This window comes from Corynebacterium uberis, from assembly GCF_020616335.1.
Lineage (GTDB): Bacteria > Actinomycetota > Actinomycetes > Mycobacteriales > Mycobacteriaceae > Corynebacterium > Corynebacterium uberis.
Genome location: NZ_CP085051.1, coordinates 467,054 through 482,254 on the forward strand (window position 1 = coordinate 467,054; position 15,201 = coordinate 482,254).

The 15,201-nt window shown below is 64.4% G+C and carries 14 protein-coding genes; 12 read left to right on the forward strand and 2 right to left on the reverse strand.

What is annotated here, in order from left to right; translation table 11 throughout:
- The first annotated feature begins 123 nt into the window (after window positions 1-123).
- From rplM to LH390_RS02165, 5 genes are all read left to right on the forward strand, one after another.
- On the forward strand, window positions 124-567 hold the full coding sequence (rplM, locus tag LH390_RS02145; RefSeq protein ID WP_227280810.1) for a 50S ribosomal protein L13: 444 nt from the start codon (window positions 124-126) through the stop codon (window positions 565-567).
- Window positions 564-1,115, forward strand: a complete 552-nt coding sequence (gene rpsI, locus LH390_RS02150; protein ID WP_227280809.1) for a 30S ribosomal protein S9 — start codon at window positions 564-566, stop codon at window positions 1,113-1,115. The genes rplM and rpsI overlap by 4 nt, the downstream gene beginning before the upstream one ends.
- A gap of 125 nt (window positions 1,116-1,240) precedes the next feature.
- On the forward strand, window positions 1,241-2,584 hold the full coding sequence (gene glmM / locus LH390_RS02155) for a phosphoglucosamine mutase (protein WP_227280808.1): 1,344 nt from the start codon (window positions 1,241-1,243) through the stop codon (window positions 2,582-2,584).
- Between the two features lie 127 nt (window positions 2,585-2,711).
- The gene (locus LH390_RS02160; protein WP_227280807.1) at window positions 2,712-3,017 is read left to right on the forward strand and encodes a hypothetical protein; all 306 of its coding nucleotides are present in this window, start codon (window positions 2,712-2,714) and stop codon (window positions 3,015-3,017) included.
- An 11-nt stretch (window positions 3,018-3,028) separates the two neighbouring features.
- On the forward strand, window positions 3,029-4,933 hold the full coding sequence (locus LH390_RS02165) for a hypothetical protein (protein ID WP_227280806.1): 1,905 nt from the start codon (window positions 3,029-3,031) through the stop codon (window positions 4,931-4,933).
- A 308-nt stretch (window positions 4,934-5,241) separates the two neighbouring features.
- Here LH390_RS02165 and LH390_RS02170 read toward each other — a convergent pair whose 3' ends face one another.
- Together LH390_RS02170 and LH390_RS02175 are read right to left on the reverse strand one after the other, a co-directional pair.
- The gene (locus LH390_RS02170) at window positions 5,242-6,105 is read right to left on the reverse strand and encodes a dienelactone hydrolase family protein (protein WP_227280805.1); all 864 of its coding nucleotides are present in this window, start codon (window positions 6,103-6,105) and stop codon (window positions 5,242-5,244) included.
- Between the two features lie 38 nt (window positions 6,106-6,143).
- Complete coding sequence (locus LH390_RS02175) at window positions 6,144-6,365, reverse strand: hypothetical protein (protein ID WP_227280804.1); 222 nt, start codon at window positions 6,363-6,365, stop codon at window positions 6,144-6,146.
- Between the two features lie 525 nt (window positions 6,366-6,890).
- Here LH390_RS02175 and glmS point away from each other — a divergent pair.
- The 7 genes from glmS (at window position 6,891) to efeB (ending at window position 15,050) form a co-directional block, all read left to right on the forward strand.
- Complete coding sequence (gene glmS, locus LH390_RS02180) at window positions 6,891-8,762, forward strand: glutamine--fructose-6-phosphate transaminase (isomerizing) (protein WP_227280803.1); 1,872 nt, start codon at window positions 6,891-6,893, stop codon at window positions 8,760-8,762.
- A 73-nt stretch (window positions 8,763-8,835) separates the two neighbouring features.
- Window positions 8,836-9,972 carry an alanine racemase gene (gene alr / locus LH390_RS02185; protein ID WP_227280802.1) on the forward strand — a complete coding sequence of 379 codons (1,137 nt, stop codon included), beginning with the start codon at window positions 8,836-8,838 and terminating at the stop codon, window positions 9,970-9,972.
- Window positions 9,965-10,507, forward strand: a complete 543-nt coding sequence (tsaE, locus tag LH390_RS02190) for a tRNA (adenosine(37)-N6)-threonylcarbamoyltransferase complex ATPase subunit type 1 TsaE (protein ID WP_227280801.1) — start codon at window positions 9,965-9,967, stop codon at window positions 10,505-10,507. The genes alr and tsaE overlap by 8 nt, the downstream gene beginning before the upstream one ends.
- Before the next feature lie 134 nt (window positions 10,508-10,641).
- On the forward strand, window positions 10,642-11,262 hold the full coding sequence (locus LH390_RS02195; protein ID WP_227280800.1) for a vitamin K epoxide reductase family protein: 621 nt from the start codon (window positions 10,642-10,644) through the stop codon (window positions 11,260-11,262).
- Between the two features lie 202 nt (window positions 11,263-11,464).
- Window positions 11,465-12,490 carry an iron uptake transporter permease EfeU gene (gene efeU, locus LH390_RS02200; RefSeq protein ID WP_227280799.1) on the forward strand — a complete coding sequence of 342 codons (1,026 nt, stop codon included), beginning with the start codon at window positions 11,465-11,467 and terminating at the stop codon, window positions 12,488-12,490.
- On the forward strand, window positions 12,487-13,686 hold the full coding sequence (efeO, locus tag LH390_RS02205) for an iron uptake system protein EfeO (protein WP_227280798.1): 1,200 nt from the start codon (window positions 12,487-12,489) through the stop codon (window positions 13,684-13,686). Before efeU ends, efeO begins: the two co-directional genes overlap by 4 nt.
- Complete coding sequence (efeB, locus tag LH390_RS02210; RefSeq protein ID WP_227280797.1) at window positions 13,686-15,050, forward strand: iron uptake transporter deferrochelatase/peroxidase subunit; 1,365 nt, start codon at window positions 13,686-13,688, stop codon at window positions 15,048-15,050. Before efeO ends, efeB begins: the two co-directional genes overlap by 1 nt.
- Window positions 15,051-15,201: the final 151 nt, after the last annotated feature.

A 15,201-nucleotide genomic window follows, 5' to 3' on the forward strand; every position in this document is an offset into this window, starting at 1 on the left:
CTCATGCCAGGAACGGGTCTCCACCGGCCGCCGGGAATGGCGCTACCTCCTTGTATGGGGTAGCAGGGCGGCATCACGTTGTTGGCCGGCAGCCCCTGGACAGACTTTTCAAGGAGTCGCCTAATGTCTACTTACCACCCGAAGAGCGGTGACATTACCCGTAAGTGGTACGTCATCGACGCCACTGACGTGGTGCTGGGTCGGCTTGCCACCCACGCGGCAAACCTGCTGCGCGGCAAGGGCAAGCCGCAGTTTGCGCCGAACGTCGATTGCGGTGACCACGTCATCATCATCAACGCTGACAAGGTTGCTGTGAGCTCCAACAAGCGCGACCGCGAAATGCGGTACCGCCACTCCGGTTACCCGGGCGGCTTGAAGTCGATGACCCTGGGCCGTGCCCTGGAGACTCGTCCTGAGCGCACCATTGAAGAAGCGATCACCGGCATGATGCCGCACAACAAGCTGTCGCGCGCATCCGTGAAGAAGCTTCACGTCTTCGCTGGCTCGGAGCACCCGTACGCCAGCCAGAAGCCTGAGAACTACGAGATCAAGGTGGTGGCCCAGTGACCGAGCCGAACAACAACATCGACAACAACGTTGCCGACGCCGAGGACCTGGCTGCCGCCGCAGCCGCCGCGACCGAGGAGTTCACCAGCACCATCGGTGATGCCATGGTCACGGAGTCCGAGGAGGCCACCGAGGCCGTCGCCGAGCAGCCCGCCGGCGTCGAGGGCCCGATCCAGACCGTCGGTCGCCGTAAGCGCGCCATCGTGCGTGTGCGCATGGTTCCCGGCAGCGGCAAGTTCATCTGCAACGGCCGCACCCTGGAAGACTACTTCCCCAACAAGATCCACCAGCAGTCCGTCAAGGCTCCCTTGACCCTGCTGGAGCGTGAGGGGCAGTTTGACATCCAGGCCAACCTCAAGGGTGGCGGCCCCACCGGTCAGGCTGGTGCATTCCGCCTGGCCATCGCCCGCGCCCTCAACGCCTACGATCCTTCGGATCGCCCGGCGCTGAAGAAGGCTGGCTACCTCACCCGTGACGCTCGTGCCGTCGAGCGCAAGAAGGCGGGTCTGCACAAGGCACGTCGTGCCCCGCAGTACTCCAAGCGCTGATTTTCAGCCTGCTGCACCACCCCCGGAAGGTTGTCCTCCCGGGGGTGTTGTGCATCGTGGGGGCGACCGCCTGCGGGAGGTGGGGGCGTCGACAAGCGGCACAGCGCGGTGGGCATAATAGGAGCATGACTCGACTTTTTGGAACCGACGGTGTTCGCGGGCTGGCGAACAAACACCTCACTGCCCCCTTGGCATTGAAGCTAGGGGCGGCGGCAGCCCGGGTGCTCACGGCGGAAAAGCTGTCGAGCGAGCGGCGCCCCACGGCCATCGTTGGGCGGGATCCCCGGGTCTCCGGCGAGATGCTGGCCGCAGCGTTGTCGGCGGGCATGGCATCCCAGGGTGTTGATGTATTGCGCGTGGGCGTGGCCCCCACCCCGGGGGTGGCGTTCCTGACCGACGATTACGGCGCTGATATGGGGGTCATGATCTCCGCGTCGCACAACCCCATGCCGGACAACGGCATCAAGTTCTTCTCCGCCGGTGGGCGCAAACTGCCCGATTCGGTGGAAGATGAGATTGAGGCGGTGATGGCGCAACTGGAAGACGCGGGTCCGACGGGCCACGGCATTGGCCGCATCATTGAGGAGGCGCCGGATGCGCGGGATCGCTACCTGGCGCACCTTGCCCACGCGGTGACGGAGGACCTCAGCGGCATCAAGGTTGTGGTGGACACGGCAAACGGTGCGGCCTTTGATATTGCTCCGGCCGCATACCGGGCGGCGGGCGCTGAGGTCATAGCCATTCATGACCAGCCCAACGCCTACAACATCAACGATCACTGTGGTTCGACCCATATTGAGCAGATCCAGGAGGCCGTGCGTGCCCACGGCGCGGACCTGGGTTTGGCGCACGACGGCGACGCGGACCGTTGCCTTGCGGTGGATGCGCAGGGAAACGTCGTCGATGGTGATCAGATCATGGCGATCCTGGCGGTGGCGATGAAGGAAAGTAATTCGCTGCGCAAGAACACGCTGGTAGCTACCGTGATGTCCAACCTGGGGTTGAGCTTGGCCATGCAGGAGCAAGGTATCACCATCGTGCCCACCAAGGTGGGGGACCGCTACGTGCTCGAAGAGCTCAACGCCTCTGGGTATTCCCTGGGCGGCGAGCAGTCCGGGCACATCATCATCCCGGAGCACGGCACCACCGGCGATGGGTTGCTCACGGGTCTGTCGCTGATGGCGCGCATGGCCCACACCGGGTCTTCCTTGGCGGAACTGGCCAGCGTGATGACGGTCCTGCCGCAGGTGCTAATCAACGTTCCGGTCTCTGATAAGAGCGCGATCAGCAGCGCCCCCGCGGTCACCGAAGCCATCGCCGCCGCGGAGGAGGAGCTGGGCGATACCGGCCGGGTGCTGCTGCGCGCGTCCGGGACCGAAGAACTCTTCCGGGTCATGGTTGAGGCCGCAGATTCCGAACAAGCCCGCAGAGTCGCAGGTAGGTTAGCTGCGGTGGTTTCCTCGGTGTAGGAGCGCCGCCCCAATTGTGCGGCGGCGGGAACCGGGCGGGGGGTTGGCGCAGTCAAAGGTGATGGGCGTGTGAAAAGGAATCGCGCCCTGAAAGACTGCGTCACAAGAATTTACCCAGGGGGACAACATGGTTGATGGGGTATCGCTGCAGCCGCACGAAGCCGCCAGCCTGGTTACCATCGGCATTGCAGAAATCGCCGGGCAACACCAGCAACACCAGGCAGTATGCCCGGAATTCACACCGAGCGCGGCTGGCCAAGGTTTTGTGGAATACGGCTCGCGCCTGGCGGCCATGCTCATGCGGGTGCACGCCCGCCAGGGCCGCAATATCACCGCCGCGCAGGAGGTGTTGCGCCGGGCGCGCCGGGAGGTGTCCCAGTTCGTCGCAGCGGATCAGGCCAATGAGGCAGCACTGCGCTGGGGGCGGCGATGAGCGGGGGAACAATGACCGCCCAGGCGCAGGCTTACGCGAAAGTGGTGGCCCAACTCCAGGGTGCTGCCCGGGGGCGGTGGGTTGGCCCGGCTATTGCCCCGGGGGTGCTCAACCAGGCGCTGAGCACCACGGCTGGATTAGACACTAAGGCCCTGGTGGGGCAGGTATCTGCCGCGGTGGGCAAGTCCGGGCCGCAGGGATTATCTGGGGGAATCATGGACCAGATTCTCCGGCTGTTGGGCCAGATCGCCGTGGGCACGATTAGCAGTGGAATCGCCTCGATCATTGAGGATTGGGCACGTGGGCGCAAGGACGCAAAGGATTTTGAAAAGTCCGGCCGCGACGCCGCCTGCGCGATTGATCGAATAGACAAGGGATGTTCGACCAGCAGTTCTGCGATCATCGAGGTCATGGGGCAAGCCGTAGGCCTCCTGTGCGTCCAGCTGCGCCTGCTTGAGCCGATGTGCGGGCCCGCCCACGCCGCAGCATTTGCCAGCGTATTGCGCATTGCCACCACCCTCATCGACTGTGCCGGCCGGCTGGTTATGGATACCTGCCACGATCGCGACGATGCCATCAAGGGCTGTTTTGAATTGCTGCTCAAGCGTGGCGACGCCCTCTGCGAGGCGCCCAGCCGGCCCGTTCCGGGGGAGTCGTCCGAGGACACGTGCCCACAGCCGCCTGCACAGGAGTGCCCCGCGCCAGAAACCCCAAAAACCCCAAAAACCCCAAATGTGCCTGCCCCGGCTCCGTCTCCGGCTCCCGCGCCGGCACCAGAGACTCCTGCCCCGGCTCCCGCGCCGCAGGCTCCCGAACAGCCGCAAGCACCAGAAAAGCCCCAGCAGCCGGCACCACCGGCGCCACAAGCACCGCCTCTTGCTGAGCCGACGGTCCCGCAGGATCAGACCCCTCCTGCATCGCCGACGACCCCGCCGATGGAAACCGGCACGCAGCCTGGATCGGGTAGCGGGCAGACCACCATCGCTGGCGGGTTAGCAATGAAGGTCGAGGGCCTTTTCCAAATCGCTGGTCAATTGGCAGGCAACGGGCTTGTGACCGCACCCGCCTCCGTGGTGGACGTACCGGTCGCTCCCACCACGCCGGCGGCACCGAGCATGGGCACTCACTGGTCTGAGCAACCGCCGGCATCGACGCCTCCAGTGCTTACCGACGCCCCCGTGCCCACCCCCACCAACCCCGTCACCCCTGCTAGCACCACCGGTGTTGCGCCAGCACACGCTGCGGGTGCGGTGTCGGTTACTGGTGGGCTTGCAGGTGGCGTCGCAGGCCATGTGGGCGCACTCGGCGCCGCCGGGGTAGGCCTAGCCTGCCGCGGACTCGAAGCGCTGGGAGGTGCCGTGCAGTGCGCGGTTGATGGGGCGCATCAGGTCGCCGGGCTGGTGCAGGAGGCTGCACTGGGCGCGACTGGTGAGGCTGCGTGGCAGGCCAGCGGAGAACTGACCATCGATGCTCACGCGCAATGGTCCTGCGAACAGGCCAGTGAATGCGTCGATTCTGCCCAGCCGGAAGACACCCCGGAGCTGCCGGATCAGGCGGTGCCGGAGGCGCCTGCACCGGAGACACCAGACACGGCGGAGACGCCGGAAGACACCCCTGAGGTCCCGGAAGTCGTGGAGGAAGACCACGAGCCACAGGAGTCGATCCCTGATGAGGAGGAGCTCGCTCAGGTAGAGCAGCCAGCTCCACCGGCAGAAAAACTTGCTCACACCCAGGTGCGGGCCACCGAACCGCAAGAAATCCCGGAGACCCCGGTTTCTGCGGGGCCGGACGGTGGCGCACCGGAGGAAGCGGATGACACCCCACCCCCGTCGCAGCAATCCGCAGACGAGGTACACAACCGGCATGAGGACCCGGATGGGGCGTCCTCGAAGGCACGAAAGGCAGGGCAGTGGTAATGGAATTCGAGGAGTTTGCAGAACAGTTCCGGCAGCGTGCAGCGGCAAAAATGCTGGAATTTGAAAAGGCGCTAGAGCAGGCGCATCGAGACGTGGTGGCCAAGGATGCCGCGACCCCCGGTGGGCGGCACGCTCCGGCAAGCCCGCCGCCGGGGGCAGATCCTATGCGCCCCAGCAGCAACACCACTGCGCGCCGACCACGGGGGCCGGTGCGTGGGGTCCTACGTACTACGGCCTCCGGCTAGGGAGATGTCGGGAGGACTCCCTAGCAGCTGCGGCTGGGAAGCTGCGCGGCCAGGGGCCTGGGGCTAGGACAGCGAGCTGCGATCCACCGCGTGGGCAGTGGTGGGCTCAAGACCGGCATGGTTGCGCAGGTCATCGCCAAAGAAGGACACAACCTTCTTGGCGGTGGCGTCCGCGGCGGAGAAGGCGGCGTACTTCTTGTCGCCCGCGAGCTGGTGCAGGAGGAAGCCGGTGACCAACCCGCGGACTGTTTCGCGTGCCGAGGTCTGCGGCTTGCCAGCCCCGATAATGAGCTTGAGCAGGATGTCTTCGCTAAAGCCGCCCTGGTTGCCGTTTTCAATTTCACGGTAAGCCACATCCCCGCGCCAGGAGGCGGCAAGCCGCGGGGGATTACCGGCGTCGAGAAGCGAATCTTCACCCGAGCCGATGACCAGGCCGGGGATCGTCAATTTTTGCGCCGCCTTTTCCGCCGACGGCGAGGTAACTGCGGGATAAATCGCGGCGATGGCGCGAACCTTTTCCACCCCAGCGGCCGCTAACACCGCTGCACCAGCCCCCATTCCGTGGCCGACGATGCCCAGCTTTCCGGGGCCAACAGTGATATTGCCCTGGCCCAGCTTGACTCCGGCTAATACCTGAAGGGCGGTGTCCAGATCCCCGGCAAAGCCGCGGTGATCGGGGTTAAATCCGGTTTCCGTGTCCGGAGCCGCCACGGCGATACCCCAACTTGCTAGGTGACGCAGCGTGCCATGGTAGGCCGATACGTGCTTGCGCCAATCGTGGCCAAAGGCCACTGCGGGAATAGAGTTTCCCGTCGCCGGGGTGTAGACCTTGCCCTCCATGCCTGCGTAGGCGAGGTCCCCAACCAGCACCCGGTGAGGCCCGCGCTTGGAGAGCTTGGAAAGCTGCTTCTTCAGATTCTCAGACACGGCTTCAAGGATAGCCAACACCCGCGACATGCGGGGTGTTAGCGGGCCACCTGCTGGGAGGGGCGCTCTGCATGCCAGGTGCACACCTCACGGCTCGACCATAGGGGAGTGCGCGCGTTGAGGTGGGCGGACGGGGCCGGCGCAATGGTGCGAGAAACATACGCTGACCATGATGATCGAGTGATATTGCAGTAGTTGGCGCAACGCTCTGCTGTCCAATACTCGATGTTTGTTTCTTCGTCGATGATGACGAATTTCATTGCGCTATCTCTCCGTGGGTCTCAGGGGCGTGGTCGCCAGATCGAAATGGCGGTCGGGGGCCTGCCGAGAGATTCCGGTAATTCCCCTCGAGCTAGGGGGGAAGAGCCGTGAGAGGGGGCGCCTCACCACCGTGATAAATGTCGCCATACTAACACAAGAGACTTGCCAGGTATTCCTAGTCTGGTGTTTGTGGTGGTGAATTATGCAAAATGCCTGCCAGCAGCGGCACAGGGAAATGGTGTAGCGTCGCGCGGGCGTTTCGCGGGTGTCTTTGTGGTGACTGTTTTTCGTCTTCTCAAAGCCGTGCTGGCGCGCCCCGCTAACGCGCAACCGGACCATCGCTGGGCCGCAACCGACGGTCGGCTCGGTGCTCGTCGTGCGGCGAGGTGGCGGGGCGTCGATAAGCGTCCATGAACGTCGAGGGGGACGCCGGTGAGAACCGCGGGGGCGTCGATAAGCGCCGCTGGGGGTGGTTACAGCGGGGTGGTGTGCCCGCGAGTGGGCGGCAACGTAGTCTATGGGGCATGTGTGGAATCGTGGGATATGTTGGTCGGCCCTCGGGGCGGCAGGGCTTGGGCATTGCGCTGGATGCGCTGCGCCGGATGGAGTACCGCGGGTATGACTCCGCGGGCATTGCCACCGTTGATGACGGTGAGATTCACCTTGCTAAACGCTCCGGGAAGCTAGCCAACTTGGAGGACAAGATCGCGGAGATTGGCGCGGATCAGCTCAGCGGGACAACCGCGATTGGGCATACGCGGTGGGCCACGCATGGCCGTCCGGTTGATGAGAATGCGCACCCGCACCTGTCTTTTGATGGCCGGGTGGCCATCGTGCATAACGGCATCATTGAGAATTTTGGCCCGCTGCGCGAGGAGCTGACTCGCGCCGGTGTGGAGCTGCGCTCGGAGACGGATTCTGAGGTGGCGGCGCACCTGCTGGCGCTGGCCTATAACGAGGGCGAGACTGCCGGGGATTTCCGGGCTTCTGCACTCAAGGTGCTCAATCGCCTGGAGGGCGCGTTTACGCTGCTGTTTGTGCATACTGATCACCCGGATCAGATCATCGCTGCTCGGCGTTCCACCCCGTTGATTGTGGGTGTTGGGGACGGGGAGATGTTCTTGGGTTCGGACGTGGCTGCGTTCATTGAGCACACGCGCGATGCGGTGGAGCTGGGCCAGGATAACGTGGTGATCCTCACCAGCGAGGGCTATGAGATTCTCAATTTTGATGGCACGCCTTCGCAGGGTCGGCCGTTGACTATTGACTGGGATCTGGCCGCCGCGGAAAAGGGTGGCTACTCGTCCTTCATGATGAAGGAGATTCATGAGCAGCCTGCCGCGGTGCGCGACACGCTGGCCGGGCACTTTAGTGATGGCCGCATTGTCCTCGACGAGCGCAATCTCAGCGATGAGGACCTGCGTGGAGTGGATCAGATTTTTGTGGTCGCCTGCGGTTCGGCCTACCACTCTGGCCTGCTGGCTAAGTACGCGATCGAGCACTGGGTGCGCATTCCCGTCCAGATTGAGGTTGCCAGCGAGTTCCGTTATCGGGACCCGGTTGTCGGCCCGCGCACGCTCGTCGTGGCGGTGAGCCAGTCGGGTGAGACCGCCGATACGTTGGAGGCGGTGCGTTACGCCAAGGCCCAGGGCGCAATGGTGTTGGCGGTGTGCAACACCAACGGTTCGCAGATCCCGCGGGAGTCGGACGCGGTGCTTTACACGCACGCCGGCCCGGAGATCGGGGTGGCTTCCACCAAGGCGTTCCTGGCGCAGGTGGCTGCCAACTACATCGTGGGCTTGGCGCTGGCGCAGGCTAAGGGCACCAAGTACCCGGATGAGATTGAGGAGATCTGGAATACCCTGGAGGAGATTCCGGGCAAGATTGAGACGCTGCTGTCTTGTGCGCAGGATTGCCAGGCAATCGCCACCACCTTGGGCGCTATTCCCACGATGCTTTTCCTGGGCCGCGGGGTGGGCTACCCGGTGGCGCTGGAGGGTGCGCTGAAGCTCAAGGAGCTGGCCTACATTCACGCTGAGGGTTTCCCCGCCGGGGAGCTCAAGCATGGCCCGATCGCGCTGATTGAGGATGACCTGCCGGTTGTTGTTGTGGTGCCAAGCCCCCGCGGGGTCAAGCTGCTGCATTCGAAGGTGGTGTCCAATATTCAGGAGATTCGGGCGCGCGGTGCGAAGACGATTGTCATCGCCGAGGAGGGCGATACGGCCGTCGAGCCTTATGCCAATTGGCTCATCCGCCTGCCGGAAACGTCCACCCTCATGCAGCCGCTGTTGGCCACGGTGCCGCTGCAATTCCTGGCCGCCTACATCGCCGCCGAGTGCGGCAATGAGGACATTGATAAGCCGCGCAATCTGGCCAAGTCCGTGACGGTGGAGTAGGCGCCGCACCAGGAGGCGCAACTGCGGGCGGTCGGCGATCCGCGTGGCCACCGGCGGTGGCACAATAGCTGCCATGGATCTGCTGACCACCCGCATTGACCTGGGCGCTATTGCCCATAACACCCGGCTGTTGGCGCGCCGGGTTGCTCCTGCCGCCCTCATGGCCGTAGTCAAGGCCGATGGGTATAACCATGGGGCGGCGCGCGTGGCGCAGGTGATGCTTGCCCACGGGGCCAGTCAGTTGGGGGTGGCCACTCTGCCCGAGGCGCATGCGTTGCGCGCCGCGGGTATCACCGCGCCGATCCTGGCGTGGATTTGGCACCCGCGTGTCGATGATGTTGCCGCGGCGTTGGACGCGTCGATCGAGGTGGCACTGACCTCGCCGGAGCATTGTCAGGCGGTGCTGTCCGCGCTTTGCGACGCCCCCCACCGCACCGCGCGCGTGACCCTCAAGGTGGACACGGGCATGCGCCGCAACGGGCTGGAAGGCGCGGATTTTGATGCGGTCTGCCGGGCGTTGGTGGGTCACCCGCAGGTGGAGGTCACGGGGGTGATGAGCCATCTGGCGTGCGCGGATGAGCCGGATAATCCGTTTACGGATGCCCAGGCGCGGCAGTTTGATCAGGCGATTGCCACGGCGCGTGCGCACGGCCTGGAGGTGCCGGTTAATCACCTGTGCAACTCTCCGGCGACGCTGACTAGGCCGGATCTTTATCATGAGATGGTTCGCCCTGGGGTGGCACTCTACGGTCTGGAGCCGGTGGCGGGGCGCGACCACGGGCTGCGCCCGGCGATGAGCTGGGTGAGCACGGTGACCAAGGTCCAGCCCATCGCCCGGGGCGAGGGCACGTCTTATGGGCTGACGTGGACGGCGCCCAGCGATGGCTTTTTGGCGGTCGTCCCGGGTGGTTATGCTGACGGGCTGCCGCGGGCGTTCCAGAACTGCGTGGAGGTCACCATCGCCGGGCAGCGCTATCCGCAGGTGGGACGGGTGTGCATGGATCAGTTCCTGGTGTGGTTGGGCGCAAACCCGCACGGCGTGCGCGCCGGGCAGTCGGCGACCATTTTTGGTTCCGGGGCGGCGATGAGCGCAACGGAATTGGCGCAGCGTGCGGGAACCATTAACTATGAGGTGGTGTGCCGCCCCTGTGGGCGCACGGTGCGAACGTATGTTGACCAGGATCTCAATGAGGAGGGTGCACATGAGTGAGTCGTGGCCGGTCAGTGGGCAGGTTCGTTGCGAGGATGCGCAGCAGACTCAGCAGTTGGGCGAGCGGATCGGCCAGGCGGTGCGCGCCGGGGACGTGCTCATCCTGGATGGCCCGTTGGGGGCGGGCAAGACCACGCTGACTCAGGGCATTGCCCGCGGGATGGGGATTTCTGCGCGGGTCACCTCGCCGACGTTTACCATCGCCCGGGAGTACCACCCGGGCGGGGACGCGCCCGCGCTGATCCACGTGGATGCCTACCGGCTCATGGGAGGTCAGGATGCGGGGCCCGGGGACGCGCTGGATGCGCTGGAATCGCTCGACCTGGACGCCCAGCTCGATTCCGCGGTGGTGGTTGCCGAGTGGGGCAAGGGGATGTTTGATGTGCTCAGCCAGCGGTGTTGGCTGGTGACCATTGACCGCACGACGGCGGTGGAACAGGATCCTGATTCTCAGGCGCGGTTGATTTCTTGGCACCCGGTGGGCGTGGGGGAGGCGCCCAATGGGACCGGCGCGGAGCCGAAATCCGTGTTGTGAGGGTGGTGTGCCTACAATGGTGCTTTGAAACTCTTGTCTCTGCTTCCGGCTCGCCGCTTCCTCAGGTGAGTAAAGGAAAGCGGACGCACCATGCGCATTGCGCTGCGGGAATGCGAAGAAAGGCGATCCCCATCATGTCTGAGGTACACACTCCTGCCGTGGCTAGCCAGGAGTCCTATCCGGCGCGGCTGATCAGCCCCGGGGCCTGGTTTGGTTGGCTCTACGTCATCGGCGGCATCATCGGAATCGTCTGTTCGGCGATCATCACCGTGGAAAAGATGAAGCTGGCGGAAGACCCGAACTATGTCACCGTCTGTGACATCAATGCGGTGGTGGATTGCGGCAACGTGATGGCCTCATCGCAGGCGTCCGTCTTTGGTTTTGCCAACCCCATCATTGGCTTGGCGGGCTTTGGTATGGTCACGCTCATTGGGGCGGCGGTGCTGGCGGGGGGCCGCTTTGCGGGCTGGTTCTGGTTTGGCGCGCAGCTGGGGATGACGTTTGCGGTGGTCTTTGTCATGTGGCTGTTTTCCCAGGCCGTCTACGTTATTGAGGCGCTGTGCCCCTATTGCATGGCCGTGTGGGCCGTGACCATCGTGATGTTTGTTTATCTCACTGCGTGGAATCTCAAGCAGTTTGGTCCGGCGAACTCGGGTGCCATTAACGTTCTGTATCGCTCGCGCCACGTGATTACCGTGGTGTGGGTGGTGGCCATCGCGGTGGCTATTCTGGTGAAGTTCCGGGACTACCTGTAGGCAAATATTTCGGTTACGCGGCGCCGTACGCTGCGGGTACGTTGTGGCAAAGGCGCGGCTGCGGCCGCGCCATTTTGTTGACATTTATACGTACTAAAGTCTAGTTTTCATGTTTGTTAGGGTTCACTAGAGTCCTGACGCCCCCGGGGCCGCAGCCCCGGATATTCATAAGCTATTGCAGTTGAAAGGCGGGAGCCAATCCGTGTTCCTCGCAAATTTCCTTATCGCGCTGCGTGAGGGAGTAGAAGCCTCCCTCATCGTCGGTGTTCTGGTGGCCAGCGTGGTCAAAATGGGCCGCCGCGATGTCCTCCCGCGCCTGTGGCTGGGAGTGGGCCTAGCGGCCCTGATCCCCCTGGCCGCGGGAGCTCTGATGACCTGGGGCCCGTACACCCTGACGTTCCAGGCCCAGGAGATCCTGGGCGGCAGCCTGTCCCTGGTAGCCGTGGCCATGCTGACGTGGATGATCTTCTGGATGGCCGATCACTCCCGGGAGCTGACGGCCTCGCTGCGGGATCAGACCCGCGCCGCCCTGGAGTCCTCCTCGGCGTGGGCGCTGGTGTGGATCGCCGTCATCTCCGTGGGCCGAGAGGGCCTGGAGACGGCCATCTTCGTGTGGGCCACCGTCAAGGCCACCGCCACGGGCGGCTTGTGGGCGCCGACATTAGGCGTGGTCACGGGCCTGGCGGTGGCAATTGTCATCGGGTGGTTGATCTACCGCGGGACCGCGCGCATCAACCTGGGTTCCTTCTTCTTTGTCACCGGGCTGCTGCTCATCGTCGTCGCCGCGGGCATTGTGTCCTACGGCATCGGCGATCTTCAGGAAGCCGGCGTGATCCCGGGGCAGGGGACCTTCGCCTATGACATCTCCGGCTACTTTGACGGCCACATCCCGGGCCTGACCCCGGACGCCTGGTGGTTTGTCCTGCTGGAGGCCATGTTCAACGTGAACCTCTCGCCGAGCTGGCTTCAGGTGATCGGCTGGGCAGGCTATCTCATTGTGGTCCTGCCGCTGTTCATCGTGCAGGCGCGGCGCCGCGCCAGCAAGAGCGCACGCGCCAGCAAAAACAAGCCGGCGAACGAGCAGGCCAACAAGCAGGCAGAACAGCCCGCAGAGCAGCCCGCCGAGGGCGATGCACCCGCGGTGCGCTCCGCGGCGTCGATAAGCACTTCAACTCCGCCGGAGCCGCACGCCCCGGCAACCCCTCTTCGAAAGGAAGACCAACCATGATTGCAGCACGTCGCAGCCTCGGACTCGCCGGGGCCTCCGCTCTCTTGCTGCCGCTCGCGCTGACCGGCTGTGTGGCAAACGACTCCTCCGGCGGGGACACCCAGGCTGATGGTGCGGACAAGCCCATCGAGGTGACCATCAAGGATGCCTCCTGCGAGGTCTCCACCAACTCTGTGCCGTCCGGCCGGGTGACCTTCAAGCTGACCAACGCCGGCACCGTGCGCAACGAGTTTGAGATCCTGGCCCCGGACCGCCTGCGCATCGTCGGCGAGCGGGAGAACCTGGGCCCCGGCACCACCACTGACTACACGGTGCTGCTAGAACCCGGCGAGTACGTCACCGCCTGCAAGAAGAACATGGTCGGCTCCCTGGTCGGCGCTGCGGACTTCACCGTGACCAAGGGTGAGGACGTGGAGGTCTCTGCCGATGACAAGCAGGTCATCGAGCAGGCCGTGACCAACTACACCGCCTACGTGCGTGACCAAACCGGACAGCTGCTCACCGCCACCCAGGACTTTGTCAAGACCTACAAGGCGGGGGACACCGAGGCCGCGAAGAAGGCTTACGCGCCGACGCGTATGTACTACGAGCGCATCGAGCCCACCGCGGAAGCCTTCGGCGACATTGACCCCGCCCTCGACGAGCGCGAGGCGGACTATCAGGAGGCCGATGACGCCCAGGGCCGCAAGTGGACTGGCTGGCACGCCATCGAGAAGGACCTGTGGCGCCCGGCCGACTACCCGGGCCTGAGCCCCGCTGACCGCGACGCCATGGCGGACAAGCTCGTTGCGGATACCCAGCGCCTCTACGACCTGGTCTACTCGGACGACTTCAAGATCAACATTGATGACATCTCCAACGGCGCCATCAGCCTGCTCGAAGAGGTCGCCACCACCAAGATCACCGGCGAAGAGGAAGCCTTCAGCCACACCGACCTCTACGACTTCCAGGCCAACCTGGAAGGCGCCAAGGTCGCCTACGGCAACGTGGAGTCCCTGGCCAAGAAGAATGACGCCGACCTGGCCGATACCATCTCTTCGCGTATCGACGCCCTGCAAAAGGAGCTGGACAAGCACCGCGAAGGCGATGCCTTTGTCTCCTACGACAAGCTCGATGAGGCCCAGCGCCGCTCCCTGTCCGACCACGTCGACGCCCTGCGCGTTCCGCTGGCCAAGCTCACCGAGGCGATTGTCTAATGAGCTCCACATCATCGTCTCACTCGTCGCAGCGCCCCGACGCTGAGCAGCCCGGCACCGGCGCCGGCCGCGCCGACGAGACGGCGAACACTGCACAGCCTCACGGCGTTTCCCGCCGCAACGTATTGCTGGCTGCCGGCGGCACCGGCGCGGTTCTGGGCGCGGCCGGTTTTGCCGGCGGCTTTGGTACCGCGCGCGCGACCGACTCTGCACACGGCTCCGGCGGTGGCACGGACCTGGATGACACTGTGGACTTCCGCGGCGAACACCAGTCCGGCATCATCACCGACGCCCAGCAGCAGATGATCATGGTGGCCTTTGACATGGTGGCCACCCGCCGCAAGGACCTGATCAACCTGCTCACGGACTGGACCCTGGCGGCCGAGCGCATGCAGGCCGGCAACCCGGTCAAGGATCCCAAGGTCCGCGATGACGTGCCCCCGGATGACACCGGCGAGACCCTCGGCATGGGTGCGGCGTCCTTGACCTGCACCTTCGGCTTTGGTGCCAGCCTGTTTGACCAGCGCTTTGGGCTGAAAGATAAGTGCCCCAAGGTGCTGCGCGACAACATCCCGCGGATGGCCGCGGAGAAGATTGACCCCGCGCGGTCTCATGGTGACCTGGTCATCCAGATCTGCGCCGAGGACCCCATGGTGGTGCTCCACGCGATGCACCAGTTCAAGCGCATTGCCTTTGGCACCGCCGCGGTGCGGTGGATGCAGCTGGGGTATGGCCGGACGTCCTCGACGTCGACGGAGCAGGAGACCCCGCGGAACTTCTTCGGGTTTAAGGATGGCACCAACAACATCAAGTCTGAGGATTCGGACCGGGAGCTGAATAAGCACCTGTGGATTCAGCCCGATGATCCGGCCGGTGACTGGGCCGCGGGTGGTACCTACCTGTGCATCCGCAAGATCCACATGATGATGGAGGTCTGGGATGAGCTTGTCTTGTCCGAGCAGGAGTCCATCATTGGCCGGGACAAGGTTCACGGTGCGCCGCTGTCTGGCGGCGAGGAGTTTACCGCCCCGGACTTTGAGGCCAAGGATGATGAGGGCAAGCCAACCATTGACGTTGACTCCCACGTTGCCATCGTCCACCCGGATCACAACGGGGGCCACCGCATTTTGCGCCGTGGCTACAACTACACCGAGGGGTTGACCAACTTGGGCCGTTTGGACGCCGGGTTGTTCTTCATCGCCTATGTGCGCAACCCTGCGGAGTCCTTCATCCCGATTCTTAAGCGGATGGCCGATGACCAGATGACGGAATACCTCCAGCACATTGCCACGGGCATGTTTATCATCCCGTCCGGCATCGCCGAGGGGGATTCCTACGTGGGGCAGAAGCTGCTGGAGAGCTAGCCTGCGCCGCGTGCACGCCGCCGTTGCCCTTCCTGGGCGCGGCGGCGTTGTGCTGCTTATCGACGCCCCCTCGCGCACCCGCCCCGCCCGCGTCCCGGTCTGCCTCCCGGTTCGCGTTCCTGTTCGCGTCCTCCACCGCTATTGCCCTTTC